The 18277-nt window shown below is 72.0% G+C and carries 20 protein-coding genes; 15 read left to right on the top strand and 5 right to left on the bottom strand.

Annotation, left to right across the window (positions count from 1 at the left end; all coding sequences use genetic code 11):
• Nucleotides 1-14: 14 nt before the first annotated feature.
• From ACIBG4_RS27590 to ACIBG4_RS27570, 5 genes are all read left to right on the top strand, one after another.
• Nucleotides 15-275 (top strand): DUF3039 domain-containing protein, encoded by a 261-nt coding sequence (locus tag ACIBG4_RS27590; RefSeq protein ID WP_397204283.1) that lies wholly within the window; start codon nucleotides 15-17, stop codon nucleotides 273-275.
• Nucleotides 276-352: 77 nt separating this feature from the next.
• Nucleotides 353-1336: a zinc metalloprotease gene (locus ACIBG4_RS27585; RefSeq protein ID WP_397204282.1), complete on the top strand. Its 984-nt coding sequence runs from the start codon at nucleotides 353-355 to the stop codon at nucleotides 1334-1336.
• A 9-nt stretch (nucleotides 1337-1345) separates the two neighbouring features.
• Nucleotides 1346-2737: an MFS transporter gene (locus ACIBG4_RS27580; protein ID WP_397204281.1), complete on the top strand. Its 1392-nt coding sequence runs from the start codon at nucleotides 1346-1348 to the stop codon at nucleotides 2735-2737.
• Between the two features lie 97 nt (nucleotides 2738-2834).
• Nucleotides 2835-4061, top strand: coding sequence for a hypothetical protein (locus tag ACIBG4_RS27575; protein ID WP_397204280.1), 1227 nt, complete (start codon nucleotides 2835-2837; stop codon nucleotides 4059-4061).
• Nucleotides 4062-4206: 145 nt separating this feature from the next.
• Nucleotides 4207-5958, top strand: coding sequence for a DEAD/DEAH box helicase (locus tag ACIBG4_RS27570; RefSeq protein WP_397204279.1), 1752 nt, complete (start codon nucleotides 4207-4209; stop codon nucleotides 5956-5958).
• Nucleotides 5959-6157: 199 nt separating this feature from the next.
• On the opposite strand, the gene ACIBG4_RS27565 is transcribed toward ACIBG4_RS27570, so the two are convergent.
• Nucleotides 6158-6979 carry a hypothetical protein gene (locus ACIBG4_RS27565; RefSeq protein ID WP_397204278.1) on the bottom strand — a complete coding sequence of 274 codons (822 nt, stop codon included), beginning with the start codon at nucleotides 6977-6979 and terminating at the stop codon, nucleotides 6158-6160.
• Between the two features lie 165 nt (nucleotides 6980-7144).
• Here ACIBG4_RS27565 and ACIBG4_RS27560 point away from each other — a divergent pair, with 165 nt between their 5' ends.
• Nucleotides 7145-7378, top strand: a complete 234-nt coding sequence (locus tag ACIBG4_RS27560; protein WP_397204277.1) for a hypothetical protein — start codon at nucleotides 7145-7147, stop codon at nucleotides 7376-7378.
• Nucleotides 7378-7800, top strand: a complete 423-nt coding sequence (locus ACIBG4_RS27555) for a PIN domain-containing protein (RefSeq protein WP_397204276.1) — start codon at nucleotides 7378-7380, stop codon at nucleotides 7798-7800. The genes ACIBG4_RS27560 and ACIBG4_RS27555 overlap by 1 nt, the downstream gene beginning before the upstream one ends.
• 15 nt (nucleotides 7801-7815) lie before the next feature.
• On the opposite strand, the gene ACIBG4_RS27550 is transcribed toward ACIBG4_RS27555, so the two are convergent.
• Together ACIBG4_RS27550 and ACIBG4_RS27545 are read right to left on the bottom strand one after the other, a co-directional pair.
• Complete coding sequence (locus tag ACIBG4_RS27550; protein WP_397204275.1) at nucleotides 7816-8385, bottom strand: isochorismatase family protein; 570 nt, start codon at nucleotides 8383-8385, stop codon at nucleotides 7816-7818.
• Between the two features lie 14 nt (nucleotides 8386-8399).
• On the bottom strand, nucleotides 8400-9677 hold the full coding sequence (locus tag ACIBG4_RS27545) for a nicotinate phosphoribosyltransferase (RefSeq protein ID WP_397204443.1): 1278 nt from the start codon (nucleotides 9675-9677) through the stop codon (nucleotides 8400-8402).
• A 43-nt stretch (nucleotides 9678-9720) separates the two neighbouring features.
• On the opposite strand from ACIBG4_RS27545, the gene clpS reads away from it, so the two are divergent.
• The 5 genes from clpS (at nucleotide 9721) to ACIBG4_RS27520 (ending at nucleotide 12328) form a co-directional block, all read left to right on the top strand.
• Entirely contained in the window at nucleotides 9721-10023 is a 303-nt protein-coding gene (clpS, locus tag ACIBG4_RS27540) for an ATP-dependent Clp protease adapter ClpS (protein WP_310710630.1), read from the top strand.
• Nucleotides 10024-10033: 10 nt separating this feature from the next.
• Nucleotides 10034-10558 (top strand): DUF2017 domain-containing protein, encoded by a 525-nt coding sequence (locus ACIBG4_RS27535; protein WP_355437169.1) that lies wholly within the window; start codon nucleotides 10034-10036, stop codon nucleotides 10556-10558.
• 9 nt (nucleotides 10559-10567) lie between these two features.
• A complete protein-coding gene (locus ACIBG4_RS27530) occupies nucleotides 10568-10969 on the top strand; it encodes a M67 family metallopeptidase (RefSeq protein WP_310710632.1) in 402 nt (133 codons plus the stop codon).
• A 137-nt stretch (nucleotides 10970-11106) separates the two neighbouring features.
• Nucleotides 11107-11379 (top strand): MoaD/ThiS family protein, encoded by a 273-nt coding sequence (locus tag ACIBG4_RS27525; RefSeq protein WP_310710633.1) that lies wholly within the window; start codon nucleotides 11107-11109, stop codon nucleotides 11377-11379.
• 1 nt (nucleotide 11380) lies between these two features.
• A complete protein-coding gene (locus ACIBG4_RS27520) occupies nucleotides 11381-12328 on the top strand; it encodes a cysteine synthase (protein ID WP_355437172.1) in 948 nt (315 codons plus the stop codon).
• A gap of 76 nt (nucleotides 12329-12404) precedes the next feature.
• On the opposite strand, the gene ACIBG4_RS27515 is transcribed toward ACIBG4_RS27520, so the two are convergent.
• Nucleotides 12405-14372 carry a DUF3352 domain-containing protein gene (locus ACIBG4_RS27515; protein WP_397204442.1) on the bottom strand — a complete coding sequence of 656 codons (1968 nt, stop codon included), beginning with the start codon at nucleotides 14370-14372 and terminating at the stop codon, nucleotides 12405-12407.
• A gap of 180 nt (nucleotides 14373-14552) precedes the next feature.
• Between ACIBG4_RS27515 and ACIBG4_RS27510 the strand changes: the two genes are divergently transcribed.
• The 3 genes from ACIBG4_RS27510 (at nucleotide 14553) to ACIBG4_RS27500 (ending at nucleotide 16980) form a co-directional block, all read left to right on the top strand.
• Entirely contained in the window at nucleotides 14553-15344 is a 792-nt protein-coding gene (locus ACIBG4_RS27510; RefSeq protein ID WP_397204274.1) for a thioesterase family protein, read from the top strand.
• Nucleotides 15345-15407: 63 nt separating this feature from the next.
• Complete coding sequence (gene murI, locus ACIBG4_RS27505) at nucleotides 15408-16259, top strand: glutamate racemase (RefSeq protein ID WP_355437176.1); 852 nt, start codon at nucleotides 15408-15410, stop codon at nucleotides 16257-16259.
• The gene (locus ACIBG4_RS27500; protein WP_397204273.1) at nucleotides 16228-16980 is read left to right on the top strand and encodes an MBL fold metallo-hydrolase; all 753 of its coding nucleotides are present in this window, start codon (nucleotides 16228-16230) and stop codon (nucleotides 16978-16980) included. The genes murI and ACIBG4_RS27500 overlap by 32 nt, the downstream gene beginning before the upstream one ends.
• 19 nt (nucleotides 16981-16999) lie before the next feature.
• On the opposite strand, the gene ACIBG4_RS27495 is transcribed toward ACIBG4_RS27500, so the two are convergent.
• Nucleotides 17000-18241, bottom strand: coding sequence for an MFS transporter (locus ACIBG4_RS27495; protein ID WP_397204272.1), 1242 nt, complete (start codon nucleotides 18239-18241; stop codon nucleotides 17000-17002).
• Nucleotides 18242-18277: the final 36 nt, after the last annotated feature.

The raw sequence follows: 18277 nt of genomic DNA, 5'->3' as shown, positions 1-18277 counted from the left end.
ATAGACTCGGTGGGGTGAGTACGAAGATCCTCCCCGAGCAGCAAACGACGCCGCGGACGTCGCACGGCGACGGCGATCACGAGCGGTTCTCGCACTACGCGGACAGAAACAAGATCACCGAGAGCATGGTGACCGGCACGCCGATCCGCGCCCTGTGCGGCAAGGTCTGGGTGCCCAGCCGCGACCCGAAGAAGTACCCGGTGTGCCCGGAGTGCAAGGAGATCTACGAGGGTCTCCCGCCGGGCGGCGGCCCGGGCGACGACAAGAACCAGTGAGTGTTGCTCACGTGTGATCCTCTCCCGTCGAGTTACGGTCGGTGATCTGACCAACTCGATCGGTAACGGGGGATTGCATGGCCCGGCGCGCGACCGCCGTCACTTTGGCATGCCTGCTGGCGGCCGGTCTGGCGCCGCCGCACCGCGGCGAGGCCGCGATCCGTCCCGCCCGGGCGCCGGACACCGGCGGCCAGGCGGGCTGCGAGCCCGCCGCCCGGCTCGGCCGTGACACCCCGCGCGGCCCCGAGCCGCGCCAGCCGCGCCCCCAGGACGTCGGCCGCGTCCTCACCGAGCTGGACAAGGGCCTGGCCGGCACCCGGGCGCCCGAGCACGTCACCGTGCCCGTCTGGGTGCACGTCCTCACCGACGGCGTCACCCGCGCGTCCACCGCCGCCGTCAAGGCCCAGTTCGCCACGCTCAGGGACGCCTACTCCGGCCGGTTCGGCGGCGCGGACTCCGGCGTCACCTTCCGCCTGGCCGGGGCGCGGCTCGTGCGCAACGCCGACTGGTTCGCCGACCCCACCACCAACGAGCAGGCCATGAAGCAGGCGCTGCGCAGGGGCGGCCCCGAGACGCTCAACCTCTACATCGCCCAGCTCGACCGGCAGGTCCTCGGCTTCTCCACGTATCCGTACTGGTACAAGGACAACCCCCAGATCGACGGCGTGGTCATCGACTGGCGCACGCTGCCCGGCGGCACGTTCGCCGACTACGACCGCGGCTACACCGCCGTCCACGAGATCGGCCACTGGCTCGGCCTCTTCCACACCTTCGAGAACGGCTGCGAGACCCCCGGCGACGGCATCGAGGACACCGCGCCGGAGGCGAGGCCCACCGAGGGATGCCCCGAGTCGAAGGACACCTGCCTGCCCGACGGGCGGCCCGACCCGTTCCACAACTTCATGGACTACGCCAAAGATCCCTGCATGTGGGAGTTCACCCAGGGTCAGGCCGTACGGATGCGCGAGATGTGGGCCGTCTACCGGGAGCCCGCGCCCGCCCAGGCGGCGGCTCGAGTCGGAAGCGGAGGCCGCCTCGCCGGGCGATCCCCGCACACTTAGGATGTCCCGGTGACAGGACCGAAGGCACTCGACACTCCATACGACTCCCGCACCGGCATCCTCGGCGCCGCCTACCGCGCACCGACCGTCGGCATCCTGCTCGTCGTCACGCTCGTCGCCTTCGAGGGCATGTCGGTCGGCGTCGTCATGCCGGAGGTCTCGCGCCAGCTCCAGGCGCTCGACCTGTACGGGGTGAGCTTCTCGGCCTTCCTCATCGCCAGCCTGTTCGCCAACGTGGTGTCCGGCCTGTGGTCGGACCGGCGCGGCTACACGGCGCCGTTCCTGCTCGGCCTCGTGCTGTTCGTCACCGGCATGGTGCTGGCCGGGGCCGCGGACGGCAAGACGATGTTCCTGGTCGCCAGGGCCGTGCAGGGGCTCGGCGCGGGCTCCACGATCGTCGCCCTCTACGTGATGATCGCCCGGGTCTACCCGGCGGCGATGCGCCCCAAGGTCTTCGCGGCGCTGTCGGCCGCCTGGGTGGTGCCCGCCATGGTCGGCCCCGCCGTGGCGGGGTTCGTCGCCGCCCAGTGGGGCTGGCGGTGGGTGTTCTACGGCATCGTCCCGCTCGTCGTGCCCGCCCTCGTCATGCTGATCCCCGCGCTGCGCCCGCGGAGCGCGGAGGAGGAGACGGCGCCGCCGGAGGGTCCGCGGTCGCGTCCGCTCCCCATGACGATCGCCGCCACCTCGGCCGCGGGCGGCGCCGGCGTGCTGCTGTACGGGGTGAACGGGCTGCACGTCATGCCGCTGCCCAGCGCGGTCGCCGCCGTCGCGGGCCTCGCCCTCCTCGGGTACGGGCTGAGCAGGCTGCTGCCGCCCGGCGCGCTGCGGTTCGGCCGGGGGCTGCCCACGACCATCATGATGCGGGGCATGTTCTCGGCGCCGTTCTTCGGCGTGAACGCCTTCATCCCGCTCGCCCTCCAGTCCGTCAAGAAGTTCGACCCCACGGCCGCGGGCATCGCGCTGACCATCGGCGCGCTCGGCTGGTCGGCCGGGTCGTTCCTGCAGAGCCGGCGCACCGCCGAGCCGCACCGGCGGTTGCGGCTGGGCGCGGCCTGCGTCACGGCCGGGGTGCTGCTGGCGCTGCTCGCGGCGGTGCCGGGCGTCACCGGGTGGGTCGCGGTGCCGGCGTGGGTGATCGCGGGGTTCGGCATGGGCCTCGGGATGACCACGGTCAGCGTCACCGCGCTGAAGCAGTCGCCGCTCAACGAGCAGGGGGCCAACAGCGCCGCGCTGTCGGTGACGGACATGCTCGGGTCCGCCCTGGCGCTCGGGGTGGGCGGCGCGCTGATCAACGTGATCGGGCACAGCCCCGCGGAGATCGCGCGCGGGTACATCGTCATCTGCTGCCTCATGGGCGCCCTCGCGCTCTGCACCACCCTGCTCGCCTCCCGCGTCCGCTGACGCCGCCGTCCGACTCTTTCCGCCCCACCTGTCACAGCGGTCACGGTTCGCCAGATCTCGGGCGCGAGGAGTGATAGGACAGCGGCCAGGAGGTGCCATGGAGGACGACCACCTGGTCTGGCCGCCGAGCACGGGGGCCAGGCACCGCCGCACCGCTCCCCAGGACTGGACGGGCGCCCCGGCCCGGGGACGCGCGGGCGAGCCGCCGTACCCTCCGGTGACGGGCGTGCCGGGCCCTGCCGGGGGCTCCGGGCGGAGCCGGGGCGCCCAGCCGCCGTACCCGCCCGTGAGAGCCGTACCGGACCCGCCCCGGGACCCTCCGTCCGAGGCTGAGGACGAAGCGCCCGCTCCCCGGAAGACGGCGCCCGCTGCCCGGAGGGACGTGCGCGCCGTCCGGGAGGAGGAGCCGGACGAGGAGTTCTGGGGCCCGGAGGACGACGACCCGGACCTGGAGCACGGAACCTGGGCACCCGTCTTCCGCCGGAAGCCGGGAGCGGGTGACGACTCCACGGAACGCCCGTGGGGCCCCAGGACGGTACGGGCCGCGGAGGACGCCCTTCCGGCCCCGGGCCGCGGCGGCCTCTCCCACTGGCTCACGGGCCGGCCCCGCCGCGAGGAGCCCCCTGAGACCGACGCCTGGGACGGCCCGGAAGACCTCGACGACCAGGAGGACGACTGGCAGGACCACGGAAGGGACGACGGGCGCCGCCCGTGGGACTCCCTGCCGCCCTCCGCCCGCATGTACGGCGCGCCCGCCGACCCCGGCCCGCCCGTGAGGGCGGGCGGCCACCTCTGGCGGCGGGCCGGCACGGCGCTCGCGCTGCTGGCCACCGTCGCCGCCGTGGCCCTGCTCGGCGTGACCGCCCTGCGACGGACGGACGGCCCCGAGGCCCGGCAGGAGAGCCTGGCCGACACCCGGGCCAAGGTCGTCATCCCGCTGCCCGACGGGTGGCACGCGGGGGCGGTGCCGCCGGTCACCGGGTTCACCTCGGTCGCCCGCGACGGCGACGGCGCCCTCGTCATGGCCAGGCCGGTCGGCGAACCGGTGGGCGACCCCAGGAAGGCCGCGGCCCAGGCCGCCGAGCTGTACTCCCGGCTCCTGCTCAAGGGCGACCGGGTCGGCGTCGTCGAGGACAGGAACCTGGCCGGCGGGCACACCCGCGCCCTGCGCGCCGAGTACCAGGACGTCGTGAACCGGCCCGCGTACCTGAGAGTGATCCTGCTCACCCGCGACGGCGGCGCGGTGCTCGTCGTCGGGCTGCTCCAACCCGAGGAACCCGCACGCAGACAGGCGCTGGACGCGCTGCTGGCGAGCGTGCGATAAGCCACCTGAAAGCCACCTGACGCCCATTAGCACGCAAGGACGACCTTGGCCAGGATCCGCGGTGCACGGCACGTCTTGTCGGTGTGCCCGATTACCCTTGGGTCACTGTGAGAGAGCGAAGCACACGAACCCCAGAGGTGATGCGGTGAGCACCTTCGCCGCGTCCCACCTATCGCCTTCCTATCCCGACCGTGCCGCGTGGGGCACCGCCCAGAAGCTCCGGGCATGGCAGCAGGAGGCGTTCGACCTCTATACCAGGCTTGAGCCGCGTGACTTCCTCACCGTGGCGACCCCGGGCGCGGGCAAGACGACCTACGCCCTGCGGATCGCCAGTGACCTGCTGGCCAGGGGAGTGATCAAGGCGATCACCGTCGTCACCCCCACCGAGCACCTCAAGCGGCAGTGGGCCGACGCCGCGAGCCGGGTCGGCATCGGCATCGACCCCGAGTTCAAGAACAGCCAGGGCACCACCTCCCGCGACTACATCGGCGTCGCCGTCACCTACGCCCAGGTCGCCATGCATCCGGCCCTGCACCGGGCGCGCACCGAGGCCCGCAAGACGCTGGTCATCTTCGACGAGATCCACCACGCCGGCGACGCCAAGTCGTGGGGCGACGGCATCCGTGAGGCGTTCGAGCCGGCCACCCGGCGGCTCCAGCTCACCGGCACGCCGTTCCGCTCCGACGACAACCCCATCCCCTTCGTCGGCTACCAGGAGGACACCGAGGGCCTCAAGCGCAGCGTCGCCGACTACTCCTACGGCTACGGCCCCGCCCTCGACGACGGCGTCGTCCGTCCCGTGATCTTCCTCGCGTACTCCGGCGAGATGAAGTGGCGCACCCGGGCCGGTGACGAGATCGCGGCCACGCTCGGCACGCCGCTCACGAAGGACCAGCTCTCGCAGGCGTGGCGAGCCGCGCTCGACCCCAAGGGCGACTGGATCAGGCAGGTCATGCAGGCCGCCGACCGGCGGCTGACCGAGGTCCGGCGCGGCGTGCCCGACGCCGGCGGCCTGGTCATCGCGACCGACCACGAGACGGCCCGCGCCTACGCCCGCCACCTGCGCGCCATCACCGGCGAGGGCGCCACCGTCGTGCTCTCCGACGACCCGGGGGCGTCCAAGAAGATCAAGGCGTTCGCCGCCTCGCAGGACCGCTGGCTGGTGGCGGTCCGCATGGTGTCGGAGGGCGTCGACATCCCGCGCCTGTGCGTCGGCGTCTACGCCACCTCCACCTCGACCCCGCTGTTCTTCGCCCAGGCGGTCGGGCGCTTCGTCCGGGCCCGCAAGCGCGGCGAGACCGCCTCGGTGTTCCTCCCCTCGGTGCCGACCCTCATGGGGCTGGCCAACGAGATGGAGGTGGAGCGCGACCACGTCCTCAACCGCCGCCCGCCCGAGGACGGCCTCGACGACAGCCTCCTGGAGCAGGCCAACCGCAGGCAGGACAACCCCGACGTCCTGGGCGACGAGCTGCCGTTCGAGACGATGGAGACGTCGGCGACGTTCGACAGGGTCCTGTTCGACGGCGGCGAGTTCGGCACGGGGGCCGCGGTCGGCTCCGCCGAGGAGGAGGACTTCCTCGGCCTGCCGGGACTGCTGGAGCCGGACCAGGTGGCCACGCTGCTGCGCAAGCGTCAGTCGGACCAGCAGGCGGCCAGGCGCCGCGAGCCCAAGGACGAGGCGCCGCCCGAGCTGGCGCCGCACGAGCGGATCGCGGAGCTGAGGCGGGAGCTGAACGGGCTCGTGGGCGCCTGGAACCACCGCACGGGCCAGCCGCACGGCGTCATCCACTCGGACCTGCGCCGCGCCTGCGGCGGCCCGCCGATCGCCCAGGCGACGGCCGAGCAGATCCAGGAACGCATCGACAAGATCCGCCACTGGGCCACCCAGCGCCGCTGACCTGTCCGGCCGCCCGCAGCCCCACGAAGGGGGAGGCCGTCTGCAGTCTCATGTACGGCCGTCCGCCGTCTCAGCGAGCGGGCGGCCGCGGTCTCACGTACGGGCGGCCGCCCGCAGTCTCACGTACGGGCGGCCGTGTGTCTGGTGAACGCGCCCGGCCCGGCGGGCGGGCCGGGCGCGTGGCGTCCTGGCCCGGACCTCAGGTGGCGCGCCGGTGATCCACGCCCGGGGCCTTCGAGGCGTCAGGGGCGTCGTGGGGGCGGGAGCTCCCGTGGGTGGTGGCGGCGTCCGGGGCGTTCAGGTCGTCGGAGCCGTCGGGGGCGGGGATGCGGTGGCCGGTCCGGCCGTCGATCAGCACGTAACGGCCGAGGTGCCCGTGTCCGTGCCCCGCGTCGCCGGAGCCCTGGGCTGGACGGACCCCCGCCGCCGTGAGCGGCACCCGCAGCGACGCCTCACCCTCCTCGACCCGCACAGGCACGCTCCGCCCACCCGCGCCCCCCGAGCCCGCGCCCCCCGAGCCCGCGCCCTTCGAGCCTGGGGCGCCCGAGACTGAGCCGCTCGCGCCATGGGAGCCTCGTGTGCCGCCCGCGCCCACCGAGCCGGCGTCGCCGCTCGCGCCCGGAGCGGCCGAGCCCGGTGCCGAGCCCGGCGCGGGCCCCTCGTGGAGCCACACCCTGAGCCTGCGCCCCTCGGCCCGCAGCACCACGTCGGCGGTGGCGCACTCCCCGGCCGCCGCCGGCCAGGACAGGACGAGCCCGCCGCGCCGCCCCTCCACCCGGCCCGTCCGGGGCAGCGGCTCCCGCTCGGCGCACTCCGCCCGCGCTTCAGGGCGCGCCGCAACGGCCCCGCCGTGGGGATCGGGCAAGGGGAAGCGGACGGCGTTCGTGGCGATCGTCGCCACCTCCAGCATCGTCAGCGCCAGCACCGCGCCGGCCCGGGCCCAGGCCCGGCCGGACACGAGGACCCACAGGCTGAACGGGCCGAGGACGAGCCAGGCCAGTCCGAGAGAGAAGGCGAGCATGAAGAGACCTCACACCGGGATGAGACACGTGACTCTCCGTGTTACTTCTCCCTCGGCGTGGCCGCTCCGGCTTGACGATCCCCTGAACGTTCCGTTGTCGATCGTGTACGTTGCGTGGCGAGAGGCGTCGAAGGGACGCCGGGGTACCTTGAAGGAGTGCCTGAAGTGAGCCTGTACCTTCCGGAGGACATCCAGCAGCGGGTCGCGGAGGCGGCCCGAGTGCACAGGATGACCGAAGAGGACTACATGCGCGACGCCATCCGGCGGGCGCTGGCCGTGGAGATGCTGGGGGAACGTCCCCGTCCCACGCTCCCTCTCTTCGACAGCGGGGACCCGGAGCTGGCGCGCAGCGTGGACGACGTGCTCGCCGAGGGGTTCGGCGCGGACGGTGTCGGCTGATGCTGGTCCTGGACACCAGCGGCGCCTTCGCCGCGATCGATCATGCCTCGGCCGACCACCTCGCGGCCAAGCGGGTTCTGGAAGAGGAGACAGGGCCGATCCTGCTCTCGCCCTTCGTTCTCGCGGAGCTCGACTACATGCTCGTCACCCGGATCGGTCTGTCCGCCGAGCAGAGTTATCTTCGAGAAGTCGCGAGCGGCGCCTACGAGCTCGTGACGATGACGCATCACGACGTCAAGATCGCGGCTGATCTGATCGGCCAGTACGCCGACATGCGGATCGGGCTGACCGACGCGTCCGTCGCGCTGGTCGCGGCCCGGCATGGCACCACTCGGGTGCTGACGCTGGACCAGCGGCACTTCCGCACGATGAAGCCGCTCCGGGGTGACGCCTTCACGGTCCTTCCCGCCGACGGCCGTTGAGAGGCCGTCGCGGGGTCAGCCGAGCGCGGGGGCGCCCTTGAGGGTGACGCCGGCGGCGTCGAGTTCGGCCAGGGCCGCGTCCGTGGTGTGGCGGGAGACCCCGGCCGTCAGGTCCAGCAGCACCCGTACGGCCAGGCCGTTCTTGACCGCGTCCAGTGCCGTGGCGCGCACGCAGTGGTCCGTGGCGATGCCCACGATGTCCACCTCGTGCACCTTGTGCTCCGCCAGCCACGCTCCCAGGCTCACCCCGTCGCCCGAGGCGCCCTCGAAGCCGCTGTAGGCCGCCGTGCGGGCGCCCTTGCTGAACACCTCCTCGACCGCCGCCACGTCCAGCGCCGGGTGGAAGTCGGCGCCCGGTGTGCCGGCGACGCAGTGGCGGGGCCAGGTCGCGACGTAGTCGGGGTGGTCGGAGAAGTGGTCGCCCGGATCGACGTGGTAGTCGCGGCTGGCCACCACGTGGTCGTAGGGGTGGTCGGCCACGTGGCGGGTGATCGCCGCGGCCACCTGCGAGCCTCCCGCCACGGCGAGGCTGCCGCCCTCGCAGAAGTCGTTCTGCACGTCGACGATGATTAACGCGGTGCCCATAGAGGCACGATACGTCAGGCGAACTCGGTGGGGATCGCCGCGTACCCGCGTCCGATCTGCAGCGCCTCCTGGGGCAGCGTCGCGACCGACTCGGCGTGGCGCGCGCGGGCGTCCGCCAGCGGCTCCCTGCCGACGGGCTCGCCGCCGCGCACGAGCTGCCGCAGCAGCGGCACGCCGCCCTCCGGCGCCTCGCCCGAGGTGGTGATCAGCTCGGTCTCCGCCCGGCCCTGGCCGTCGAACAGCCGGTACGCGTGCTTGCGCCCCCCGCGCGACGGCTTGCCGACCGAGCGCTTGGCGACCGGCTCCATCTCGCCCGCGGCCGTCTCGCGGGCCACCAGCTTGTAGACGAGCGCGGCCGTCGGCACGCCGGACCCGGTCACCAGGGACGTGCCGACCCCGTAGCCGTCCACGGGGGCGGCGGCGAGCGCGGCGATGGCGTACTCGTCGAGGTCGGAGGTGACCAGGATGCGCGTGTCGAAGGCGCCCAGCGCGTCGAGCTGCTCGCGGACCTCCTGCGCGGCGGCGGCGAGGTCGCCCGAGTCGATGCGGACCGCGCCCAGCTTGGTGCCGGCCAGCTCGACGGCGGTCCGCACGGCCTCCGGCACGTCGTAGGTGTCGACGAGCAGCGTGGTCTCGGGCCCCAGGGAGGCGATCTGCGCCTCGAACGCGGCCTGCTCGGAGTCGTGCAGCAGCGTGAACGCGTGCGCCGCCGTGCCGGCCGTGGGGACGCCGTACACGTGGCCGGCCATGAGATTGGACGTGGAGGCGAACCCGGCGAGGTAGGCGGCGCGGGCCGAGGCGATCGCGGCCCGCTCGTGGGTGCGGCGCGAGCCCATCTCGATGAGCGGCCGGCCGCCCGCCGCGTTGCGCATGCGGGACGCGGCCGAGGCGATCGCGCAGTCGTGGTTGAGAATGGACAGGATCATGGTTTCGAGCAGCACGGCCTCGGCGAAGGTGCCCTCGACGACCATGATCGGGGAGGCCGGGAAGTAGAGGTCGCCCTCCGCGTAGCCGCAGATGTCGCCCGAGAAGCGGTACTCCGCCAGGAACTCCAGGGTGGACGCGTCGACCACGCGGTTCTCCCGCAGAAAGGTGAGCTGTTCCTCACCGAAACGGAAGTTCTCCAGCTCGTCCAGGACGCGGCCCGTCCCCGCGACGACCCCGTAACGCCTGCCCCCAGGAAGATGCCGCGCGAACACCTCGAAAACGGCGCGCCGGTGGGCGGCGCCGCTTCGCAGACCCGCCTGCAACATCGTCAGCTCATAGTGATCTGTCAGCAACGCGGTGCTCATGCTCAATGTCACGACTCGAAGACTACGGCGGAGGTAGGGCAGGATGGGGAATGTGGGTAGCACCGCTCCAATCGCCGTCGAGCGTCCGTCATCGGACGTCCGGCCCGATCTGCCTTGGGTGACGATCGTCTGGAACGACCCCGTGAACCTCATGTCGTACGTGACGTACGTCTTCCAGACCGTCTTCGGCTACACCCGCGAGAAGGCCGAGAAGCTCATGCTGGACGTCCACCACAAGGGCAGGGCCGTCGTGTCCAGCGGCACGCGCGAGGAGATGGAACGCGACGTGCAGATCCTGCACTCCTACGGCCTGTGGGCGACGGTCCAGCCGGACTCGGTCAAGTGAGGCGGTACGGGTGAGCTCGGGGTTCTCGTCGAAGCGCGGCGTGGTCATCGCCCAGTTCGAGGCGCCGGAGGTGGCGATCCTCCGCTCGCTGGTGTCACAGGTGCTGGGCCTGGTCGAGCCGGGGGAGACCGGCGACGACCCGCTGGAGCGCGCCCTCGGCATCGGCGGCGGGGGCGAGGCGCCGTCGGACCCGGTGCTGGCGCGGCTGTTCCCCTCGGCGTACGAGGACGCGGGCGACGCGGCGGAGTTCCGCCGCTACACCGAGGCGACGCTGCGCGACGGCAAGCGCGCCGACGCGCGCACCATGCTCGACACGGCCCGGCCCGGACGCACCGAGCTGACGCCCGAGCAGGCCCAGGCGTGGCTGCGCGCGCTCAACGACGTGCGGCTGGCCCTCGGCACCAAGCTGGAGGTGACCGAGGAGATCCACGAGGAGATCGCGACGATGTCCGAGGACGACCCCCGCTACCCGGCCTACGTGACCTACGACTGGCTCACCTACCTCCAGGACACCCTGGTCCGGGCCCTCTGGTAGCTTCCGGGCATGCTGACGATCTCGCAGGAACTGGTGGACCGGATCGTTGCCCACGCGCGGGCCGACCACCCCGACGAGGCGTGCGGTGTGATCGCGGGACGCGACGGTGTGCCGGAGCGGTTCGTCCCGATGGAGAACGCCGAGCGCTCGCCGACCTTCTACCGCTTCGACTCGATGGAGCAGTTCCGCGTCTGGCGCGAGATGGACGACCGTGACGAGGAGCCGGTCGTGATCTACCACTCGCACACGGCCACCGAGGCGTACCCGTCGCGCACCGACGTCTCCTACGCCTCCGAACCGGGCGCCCACTACGTGCTCGTCTCGACCCGTGACGAGCAGGAGGTGGAGTTCCGCTCCTTCCGGATCGTCGACGGTGTCGTCACCGAGGAAGAGGTAAGGTTCATCCCATGATGGTCCGGCCGGTGCAGAGCTTTCTCTTCGCACACACCCCGGCTGTCGTCGTCTACGACTGTCGCTGACCTGGAATTCGCATCCAGCCGTCGGCGTTGCCGCCGATGGGACGACCTGACCTGAGGAGACTGAGCGAGATGGCCATCGAGGTTCGCATTCCGACCATCCTGCGTAACTACACCGGCGGTGCCAAGGCGGTCGCCGCCGAGGGCGCCACCCTCGACGAGCTGATCAGCAACCTGGAGTCCGCCCACCCCGGCATCAAGGACCGCCTGATCGACCAGGGCAACCTGCGCCGGTTCGTCAACGTGTACCTGAACGACGAGGACGTCCGTTTCCTCGGCGGTCTCGGTACCCCCGTCTCCGACGGCGACACGGTGACCGTCCTCCCGGCCGTCGCCGGCGGGTGACATGCGGTTCGATTCGCTGATCGAGTCGGTCGGCCGCACTCCTCTGGTCGGCCTGCCCCGGCTCTCGCCCGCGCCTGACGTCCGCGTCTGGGCGAAGCTGGAGGACCGCAACCCGACCGGCTCGATCAAGGACCGTCCGGCGCTGTGGATGATCCAGCAGGCCGAGAAGGACGGACTGCTCACCCCGGGCTGCACGATCCTGGAGCCGACCAGCGGCAACACCGGAATCTCGCTGGCCATGTCCGCCAGGCTCAAGGGCTACCGGCTGATCTGCGTGATGCCGGAGAACACCTCCGAGGAGCGCCGCCAGCTCCTGCGCATGTGGGGCGCGGAGATCATCTCCTCGCCCGCCGCGGGCGGCTCCAACGAGGCCGTCCGCCGCGCCAAGGAGCTCGCCGCCGCCAACCCGTCGTGGGTGATGCTCTACCAGTACGGCAACCCGGCCAACTGGCGCTCCCACTACGAGACGACCGGCCCGGAGATCCTCGAGGACCTGCCCACGGTCACCCACTTCGTGGCCGGGCTCGGCACGACCGGCACCCTCATGGGCGTCGGCCGGTTCCTGCGGGAGCGGGTGCCCGAGGTGAAGATCGTCGCGGCCGAGCCGCGCTACGGTGAGCTGGTGTACGGCCTGCGCAACGTGGACGAGGGCTTCATCCCCGAGCTGTACGACGAGTCGGTGCTGACCACCCGCTACTCGGTGGGCTCGGCCGACGCGCTGCGCCGCACCCGCGAGCTGCTGGCCGCCGAGGGCATCTTCGCCGGCGTGTCCACGGGCGCCGCCCTGCACGCGGCGCTCGGGGTGGCGGCCAAGGCCGCCAAGGCGGGGGAGCGGGCCGACGTGGTGTTCGTGGTGGCCGACGGCGGGTGGAAGTACCTGTCGACGGGCGCGTATGAGGGCACGCTGGACGAGGCGGAGGAGCGGCTGGAAGGCCAGCTCTGGGCGTGACGCCCCTGACGCGCGAGCGTGAAAGAAGAAGGCGGCCGGCGTGGAGCCGGCCGCCTTCTTTCACGTCCTGAGCCGATCAGTTGAACAGCAGCCGCAGCGAGAACGTGGCGTCCGAGTCGGTCTGGGTGCCGCTCAGGCCCACCGCGCGCAGCACCTGGGCGTTGGTCTTGTCCTCGCCGCTCAGGCTCTGCAGGTAGTACTTCTCCACCTTGTCCAGGTCGACGAAGACCGCGAACGTGGCCTTGTCGGCGTCCGGGACGGCCGTGGTGAAGGTCTGGCTGTCGCCCAGCGCGCCTTCCTCGGCGAGCTTCTTGGCGTACTCGTCGGTGGTGGCCAGCGTGAACGTGCCGTCACCGGCGACCTTGGCGACCTTGGGCGCGGGCTGACCTTCGGCGGCCATGGCCTTCTGGACCTTGTCGAAGACGGCCTGGGCCTTGGCCGGGTCCGTGACGATGCGGACGCCGCCCTTGACCTGGTCGCTGTCGAGGCCCTCGCTGTCCACGGCCACCGTCAGGTTCTTGCCGAAGAACGTGGCCAGGTCGTCCGGAAGCTGGAGGCCGTAGGTCTGCTTGGCCTGGTCGATGAACTGCTTGAACTCGCCGCCGCCGGCCGCCGTCATGGACTTCTCGATGTCGGCCCACTTCTTGGTGAGCATCTGGTCGAGGCCGGAGACGGACAGCGCGCCGGCCGTCGAGGCGGGCAGCGTGCTCAGCTTCGCGCCCTCCAGGTCGCCGTCCACGAGGCCCTCCGCGCCGCGGACCACGCCGGCCAGCTCCGCGTACGCGCTGTCGAAGCGCAGCGCGCCGGCGAACCGGGCGTTCTTCACCTGCTCCAGCGCCTTGGCCTCCTCGGCGTCCATGTCCTCGGCGGCCAGCTTGCCGACCTCGCCGAGGCGGGCCCAGAAGGACAGCACGCCCTGCTCGCCCACGGCGTCGAGGTCGTCGGAGAAGTCGGCGGCGCTCGCCAGGCTGGCGGTCTCGGCCGCGTACGTGTCGGCCTTGGCCTGCTCGTCGGTGAGCAGCGCGTAGTCGTCGCGGAAGGCGATGCCGTACTTGTCGTCGCCCATCAGCTTGGCGATGCCGGCCTTGGCCGCGGCCTCGTCCTTCACCTGGACGGCCACCGCGAACTCCGGCTCCTTGCCGGCCGCCGCGGGCGGCATCACGGCCACACCGATGCGGCTGCCGAGCCACGGGTCCACGTCGCGGGCGAAGTCCACCTTGGCCAGGCTGTCGTCGTCCTCCTTGATGGAGTTGAACAGCGCCTGGCGCGGGTCCTCGCCGGTGAACGCGTCCTTGGTCACCGAGAACTTGCGGGCGATCTGGAACAGCGCCACCTTCTGGTTGGCGGCCGGGTCCAGGTCCAGGCGGACGTAGGCGATCGCGTTGGGCGGCAGCACCTCGTGCGGCTGCGTGCCGCCGCCGCCGATCGCGCCCACGGCCCAGACGGCGCCGCCGCCGAGCAGCACCACGGCCAGGGCGGCGGCGATGGCGATGATCCAGCTCTTGCGGCCCTTGCCGGCCGGCTGGGCGGGACCGAACCCGTCGGGCCCCTGCTGCTGCCAGCCCTGCTGCTGCCCGTGACCCTGCTGCGCGTACTGCTGCTGCCCGTAGGTGGGCTGCTCGTAGCCCTGCTGGCCGTAGCTCTGCTGGCCGTAGCCCGGCTGGCCCTGGGACTGCTGCCCGTAGCCCTGCTGCCCGTATCCCTGCTGGACGAAGTCCGGCTGGCCGTAGCCGGGCTGCTGGCCGGGCTGCTGGCCGTACGGCTGCTGGCCGTAGCCGGCCTGCTGGCTGAAGGCCGCCTGACCGTGGTCCGGCTGGCCGTAGGCGGGCTGGCCGTAGGACGCCTGCTGCCCGTACCCGGGCTGCTGACCCGACGACGCCTGCTCGCCGTACGGCTGACCGTGCTGCTGGCCCGCGTAGGGCTGCTGCGGCGGGTACGGCTGGCCCTGCGGCGCGGTAGGCGGGTTGGGGGACTGCTCCGAGCTCCAGCGGTAAGCCGTCGTCCGATCAGGATCCTGGCCAGGAGGGGGATTATTCGCAGACATCACTCAACTCACAATGTGGACTTATGACCACAGGAAAGGTAACGGATGTTGCTGTACGGGCGCTTGCAATGCACTGAAGACGACAAGGCCGTGGATCGTCCGGCTGCCCCGGCTCCTGCCCCGGTCGCGTAGAGTATGCGGGCTACTAGAATATAGTTCGGTACTTGTGAGGCGGGACTGATGACCAAGTTCGACGAGGCCACGCAGGCGATCAGGGTCGACGAGACCACCTACGACGTCTGCCTCGACCCCGGCTACGCCATCGGCGGGCCGCTCAACGGCGGTTACCTGATGGCCGTGATGCTGCGAGCCGTGGTGGACTCCTCGCCGTTCGAGCACCCGGTGAGCACGACGGTCCAGTTCCTCCGGTCGCCGGCGGCCGGTCCGGCGCGGGTTCGGGTCGAGCAGCTCAAGGCAGGCAAGACCGCCGCATTCACCCGGGCCACACTCGTCCAGAACGACGTCGCCCAGATCGCGGCACTGGTGACGACCGCCACGCTCCACGACGCGGAGCCCACGTATGCCGATGAATCGGGATATGTCATGCCGCGCCCCGAGGACTGTGTCCGGCTGCCCGACCCCAAGCCCGAGTCCGGCATGACGCTCAACGCCCAGCTCGACCTGCTCTTCGACCCACCCACGATCGGCTGGCTGAGCGGCCGTCCCACCGGCCGGCCCGAGTCGCGGGCGTACTTCCGGATGGCCGAGACCCAGGACCCGGACCCGTACGTGCTGGCCCTCGCGGTCGACGCGCTGCCGCCCGTGGTGTTCTCGACGGGGGCGCGCGGCTGGGCGCCCACCGTGGACCTGACCTGGCACCTGCGCGCGCTGCCCGCCCCCGGCTGGCTCACGCTCATCGGCGGCGGCCGGCTGGTCTCCGGCGGCTGGTTCGACGAGGAGGTCGAGGTGCGCGACTCCCGGGGCCGCCTCGTCGCCCAGGCCCGCCAGCTGGCACGCGTGGGACGGGGGTGACACGAACGCACTGTGAGTATTCTTACGCAGTGCGCAGGTCGCGGGTCCCCTACCCTCTGAAACGTGCAGGACGCGAGCATCGGGATCTTCGACAGCGGGGTGGGCGGCCTGACGGTCGCCCGGGCGATCATCGACCAGCTTCCCCATGAGTCCATCACCTATGTGGCCGACACGGCGCGCCAGCCCTACGGGCCGAAAAGCATCGCCGAGGTGCGCGCCTACGCGCTGGAGGTGATGGACCACCTCGTCGAGAACGACGTGAAGATGCTCGTGATCGCGTGCAACAGCGCCAGCGCCGCCGTGCTGCGCGACGCGCGCGAGCGCTACGACGTCCCGGTGGTCGAGGTGATCCAGCCCGCCACCCGGCGCGCGGTGCGGGCCACCCGCACCGGCGAGGTGGGCGTGATCGCCACCCGGGCCACCATCGCGTCGATGGCCTACCACGACGCCTTCGCCGCCGCCCCCCACGTACGCCTGACCAGCGTGGCCGCCCCGCGCCTGGTCGAGTACACCGAGCGGGGGGACACGACGAGCGAGGAGGTCATCGAGGCGGTCCGGGAGTACCTGGCGCCCATCCGGGAGGCGGGGTGCGACACGCTCATCCTCGGCTGCACCCACTACCCGCTCCTCACCGGCGCCATCTCCTATGTCGCCGGCGACGAGGTCACGCTGGTCTCCAGCGCCGACGAGACGGCCAAGGACGTCTATCGGATCCTGCACGACCGTGGCCTGGCGGCCGGAAGCGACGTCACCCCCCGGCACCGCTTCCGCGCCACCGGCGACTCCACGCTGTTCGCCCACCTGGGACGGCGTTTCCTGGGCCCGGAGATCGACGCGGTCGAAGTCACACCGGTCGGGGGTACTACCTGCAACGGAGGCCCACATGAAGGTGACCATCATCGGCTGCTCGGGTAGCTTCCCGGGCCCCGACAGCCCCGCGTCGTGCTACCTGCTCGAAGCCGAGGGCTTCAGGATGCTGCTCGACCTCGGCGCGGGCGCGCTGGGCGCCCTCCAGCGGCACATCGGCCTGTACGACGTGGACGCCATCTGCCTGTCCCACCTGCACGCCGACCACTGCCTCGACATGTGCGGCTACCACGTGGCCCGCACGTACGGCCCCGAGGCGCCGTACCCGCGCGTGCCGGTCGTCGCGCCCGCCGACGCGTCGAAGCGGCTGGCCGCCGCGTACGGCATGCCCGACGAGCCGGCGCTGGAGACGGCCTTCGACTTCCGGACGCTGACGGCCGGCACGTTCGAGGTGGGACCGTTCACGCTGACGGCCCGCCTGGTCAACCACCCCGTCGAGGCGTACGGCTTCCGCGTCTCCCACGGCGGGCGGACGGTCGCCTACTCCGGCGACACCGGCGAGTGCGCCGAGCTGGTGAAGCTCGCCGAGGACGCCGACCTGATGCTGTGCGAGGCGTCCTTCGTGGACCGGCCGGGGCTGCCCACCGATCTGCACCTTTCCGGCCGGCAGGCCGCCGTCCACGCGGCCAAGGCCGGCGCCGGCAGGCTCGTGCTCACCCACCTGGTGCCCTGGAACGACCAGGCGACCGTGCTCGACGACGCCTCCCGGGGCGGCTACGACGGCCCCATCGAGCTGGCCAGGAGCGGCGCCGTCTACGAACTGGCCTGACCTCGTCGGGCCGGCTGGTTCAGGGGTCGGTGCGCACCTGGGTGAAGTCGCGCATCCGCGGCAGCGGCGAGAACAGCAGCGGCAGGAACGACACCAGCCGGCCGGCCATGAACAGCCACAACGCCTCCCGCACGCCGATCTGCTGGGCCACGAGCCCGCCGAGCAGCGCGCCCAGCGGCATCGTGCCCCACACCACGAACCGGACCGTGGCGTTGATCCGGCCGAGCATGCGCTCCGGCGCGATCATCTGCCGGTAGGTGACCTGGCCCACGTTGTAGAGGATCGCCCCCCACGACAGCGCGATCGAGGTGACGCTGAAGAACGCCACCCGCCAGTCGGCCTGCGTCATCGGGAGCAGCAGGCCGAACGGCGACGTCACGGCGATCGCCAGCCAGGTCACCCGGGCCGTGCCGTACCGGGTGAACAGCCACGTCCCGGTGAGCCCGCCGAGCAGCCCGCCGACCGCGCCGGACATGAGCAGCACGCCGATTACCCCCGGCGCCAGCCGCACCTCGTCGGCGAGGAACAGCACCGACAGCCCGAGCACGGCGCTGACGCACAGGTTGGTGCCGGCGGTCGTGGTGACGATCGCCCGCAGCAGCCGGTCGCCCCAGACGAACACGAGCCCCTCACGGATGTCCCGCAGCATGCCGGTGCGCCCGCCGCCCGCGGGAGCCCGCCGGTCGGGCGTCCTGATCGAGGTGAGCAGGATCGCCGAGCCGAGCGAGGCCAGCGCGGTGGCGAACACCGTCAGCGGCGCGCCCAGGGCCTGCACCAGCAGCCCGCCCAGGCTGGGGCCGGCCAGCGCGCCGCCGGAGCGCACGAACTCCAGCTTGGAGTTGCCGCTGCTCAGGCTCTGCTTGCTGACCAGTTCGGGCAGGTAGGTCTGATCAGCCACGTCGTCGAACACCTGCGCCATGCCCGCCAGCAGCGCCACCGCCAGCATCATCCCCATGGACAGCAGTCCCAGTATGTACGCGAGCGGGATGCTCGCCAGCAGCGCGCACCGGACCAGATCCGCGGTGATCATCACGCGGCGCTTCGACATGCGGTCCACCCACACCCCCGCGGGTAACCCGATCGCCAGGAACGCCGCGGTCTGTAACGCGGACAGCAGGCCGACCTCCAGCGCGCCGGCGTTGAGGACCAGGACGGCGACCAGCGGGAGCGCGACCCGGGAGATGTTGACCCCGAGCTCGTCGGCCACATGTGAGCTGAGGAACCTGATGAAGTCAGGGCTCCGCAACACCCCCGTTGTCATTGCGTAAGGATCGCTGTGGCGGACACTTTCGGTCAA

The organism is Nonomuraea sp. NPDC050383, from assembly GCF_044459125.1.
Lineage (GTDB): Bacteria > Actinomycetota > Actinomycetes > Streptosporangiales > Streptosporangiaceae > Nonomuraea.
Note: the sequence above shows the minus strand (reverse complement) of the source record. Positions and strands in the feature narration are given on the sequence as shown.

Coding starts and splice junctions, on each gene's coding strand:
- ACIBG4_RS27585 (WP_397204282.1), top strand. CDS start 353: ATGGCCCGGCGCGCGACCGCCGTCACTTTGGCATGCCTGCTGGCGGCC.
- ACIBG4_RS27575 (WP_397204280.1), top strand. CDS start 2,835: ATGGAGGACGACCACCTGGTCTGGCCGCCGAGCACGGGGGCCAGGCAC.
- ACIBG4_RS27565 (WP_397204278.1), bottom strand. CDS start 6,979: ATGCTCGCCTTCTCTCTCGGACTGGCCTGGCTCGTCCTCGGCCCGTTC.
- ACIBG4_RS27555 (WP_397204276.1), top strand. CDS start 7,378: ATGCTGGTCCTGGACACCAGCGGCGCCTTCGCCGCGATCGATCATGCC.
- ACIBG4_RS27550 (WP_397204275.1), bottom strand. CDS start 8,385: ATGGGCACCGCGTTAATCATCGTCGACGTGCAGAACGACTTCTGCGAG.
- ACIBG4_RS27545 (WP_397204443.1), bottom strand. CDS start 9,677: ATGAGCACCGCGTTGCTGACAGATCACTATGAGCTGACGATGTTGCAG.
- clpS (WP_310710630.1), top strand. CDS start 9,721: ATGGGGAATGTGGGTAGCACCGCTCCAATCGCCGTCGAGCGTCCGTCA.
- ACIBG4_RS27530 (WP_310710632.1), top strand. CDS start 10,568: ATGCTGACGATCTCGCAGGAACTGGTGGACCGGATCGTTGCCCACGCG.
- ACIBG4_RS27525 (WP_310710633.1), top strand. CDS start 11,107: ATGGCCATCGAGGTTCGCATTCCGACCATCCTGCGTAACTACACCGGC.
- ACIBG4_RS27520 (WP_355437172.1), top strand. CDS start 11,381: ATGCGGTTCGATTCGCTGATCGAGTCGGTCGGCCGCACTCCTCTGGTC.
- ACIBG4_RS27515 (WP_397204442.1), bottom strand. CDS start 14,372: ATGTCTGCGAATAATCCCCCTCCTGGCCAGGATCCTGATCGGACGACG.
- ACIBG4_RS27510 (WP_397204274.1), top strand. CDS start 14,553: ATGACCAAGTTCGACGAGGCCACGCAGGCGATCAGGGTCGACGAGACC.
- ACIBG4_RS27500 (WP_397204273.1), top strand. CDS start 16,228: ATGAAGGTGACCATCATCGGCTGCTCGGGTAGCTTCCCGGGCCCCGAC.
- ACIBG4_RS27495 (WP_397204272.1), bottom strand. CDS start 18,241: ATGACAACGGGGGTGTTGCGGAGCCCTGACTTCATCAGGTTCCTCAGC.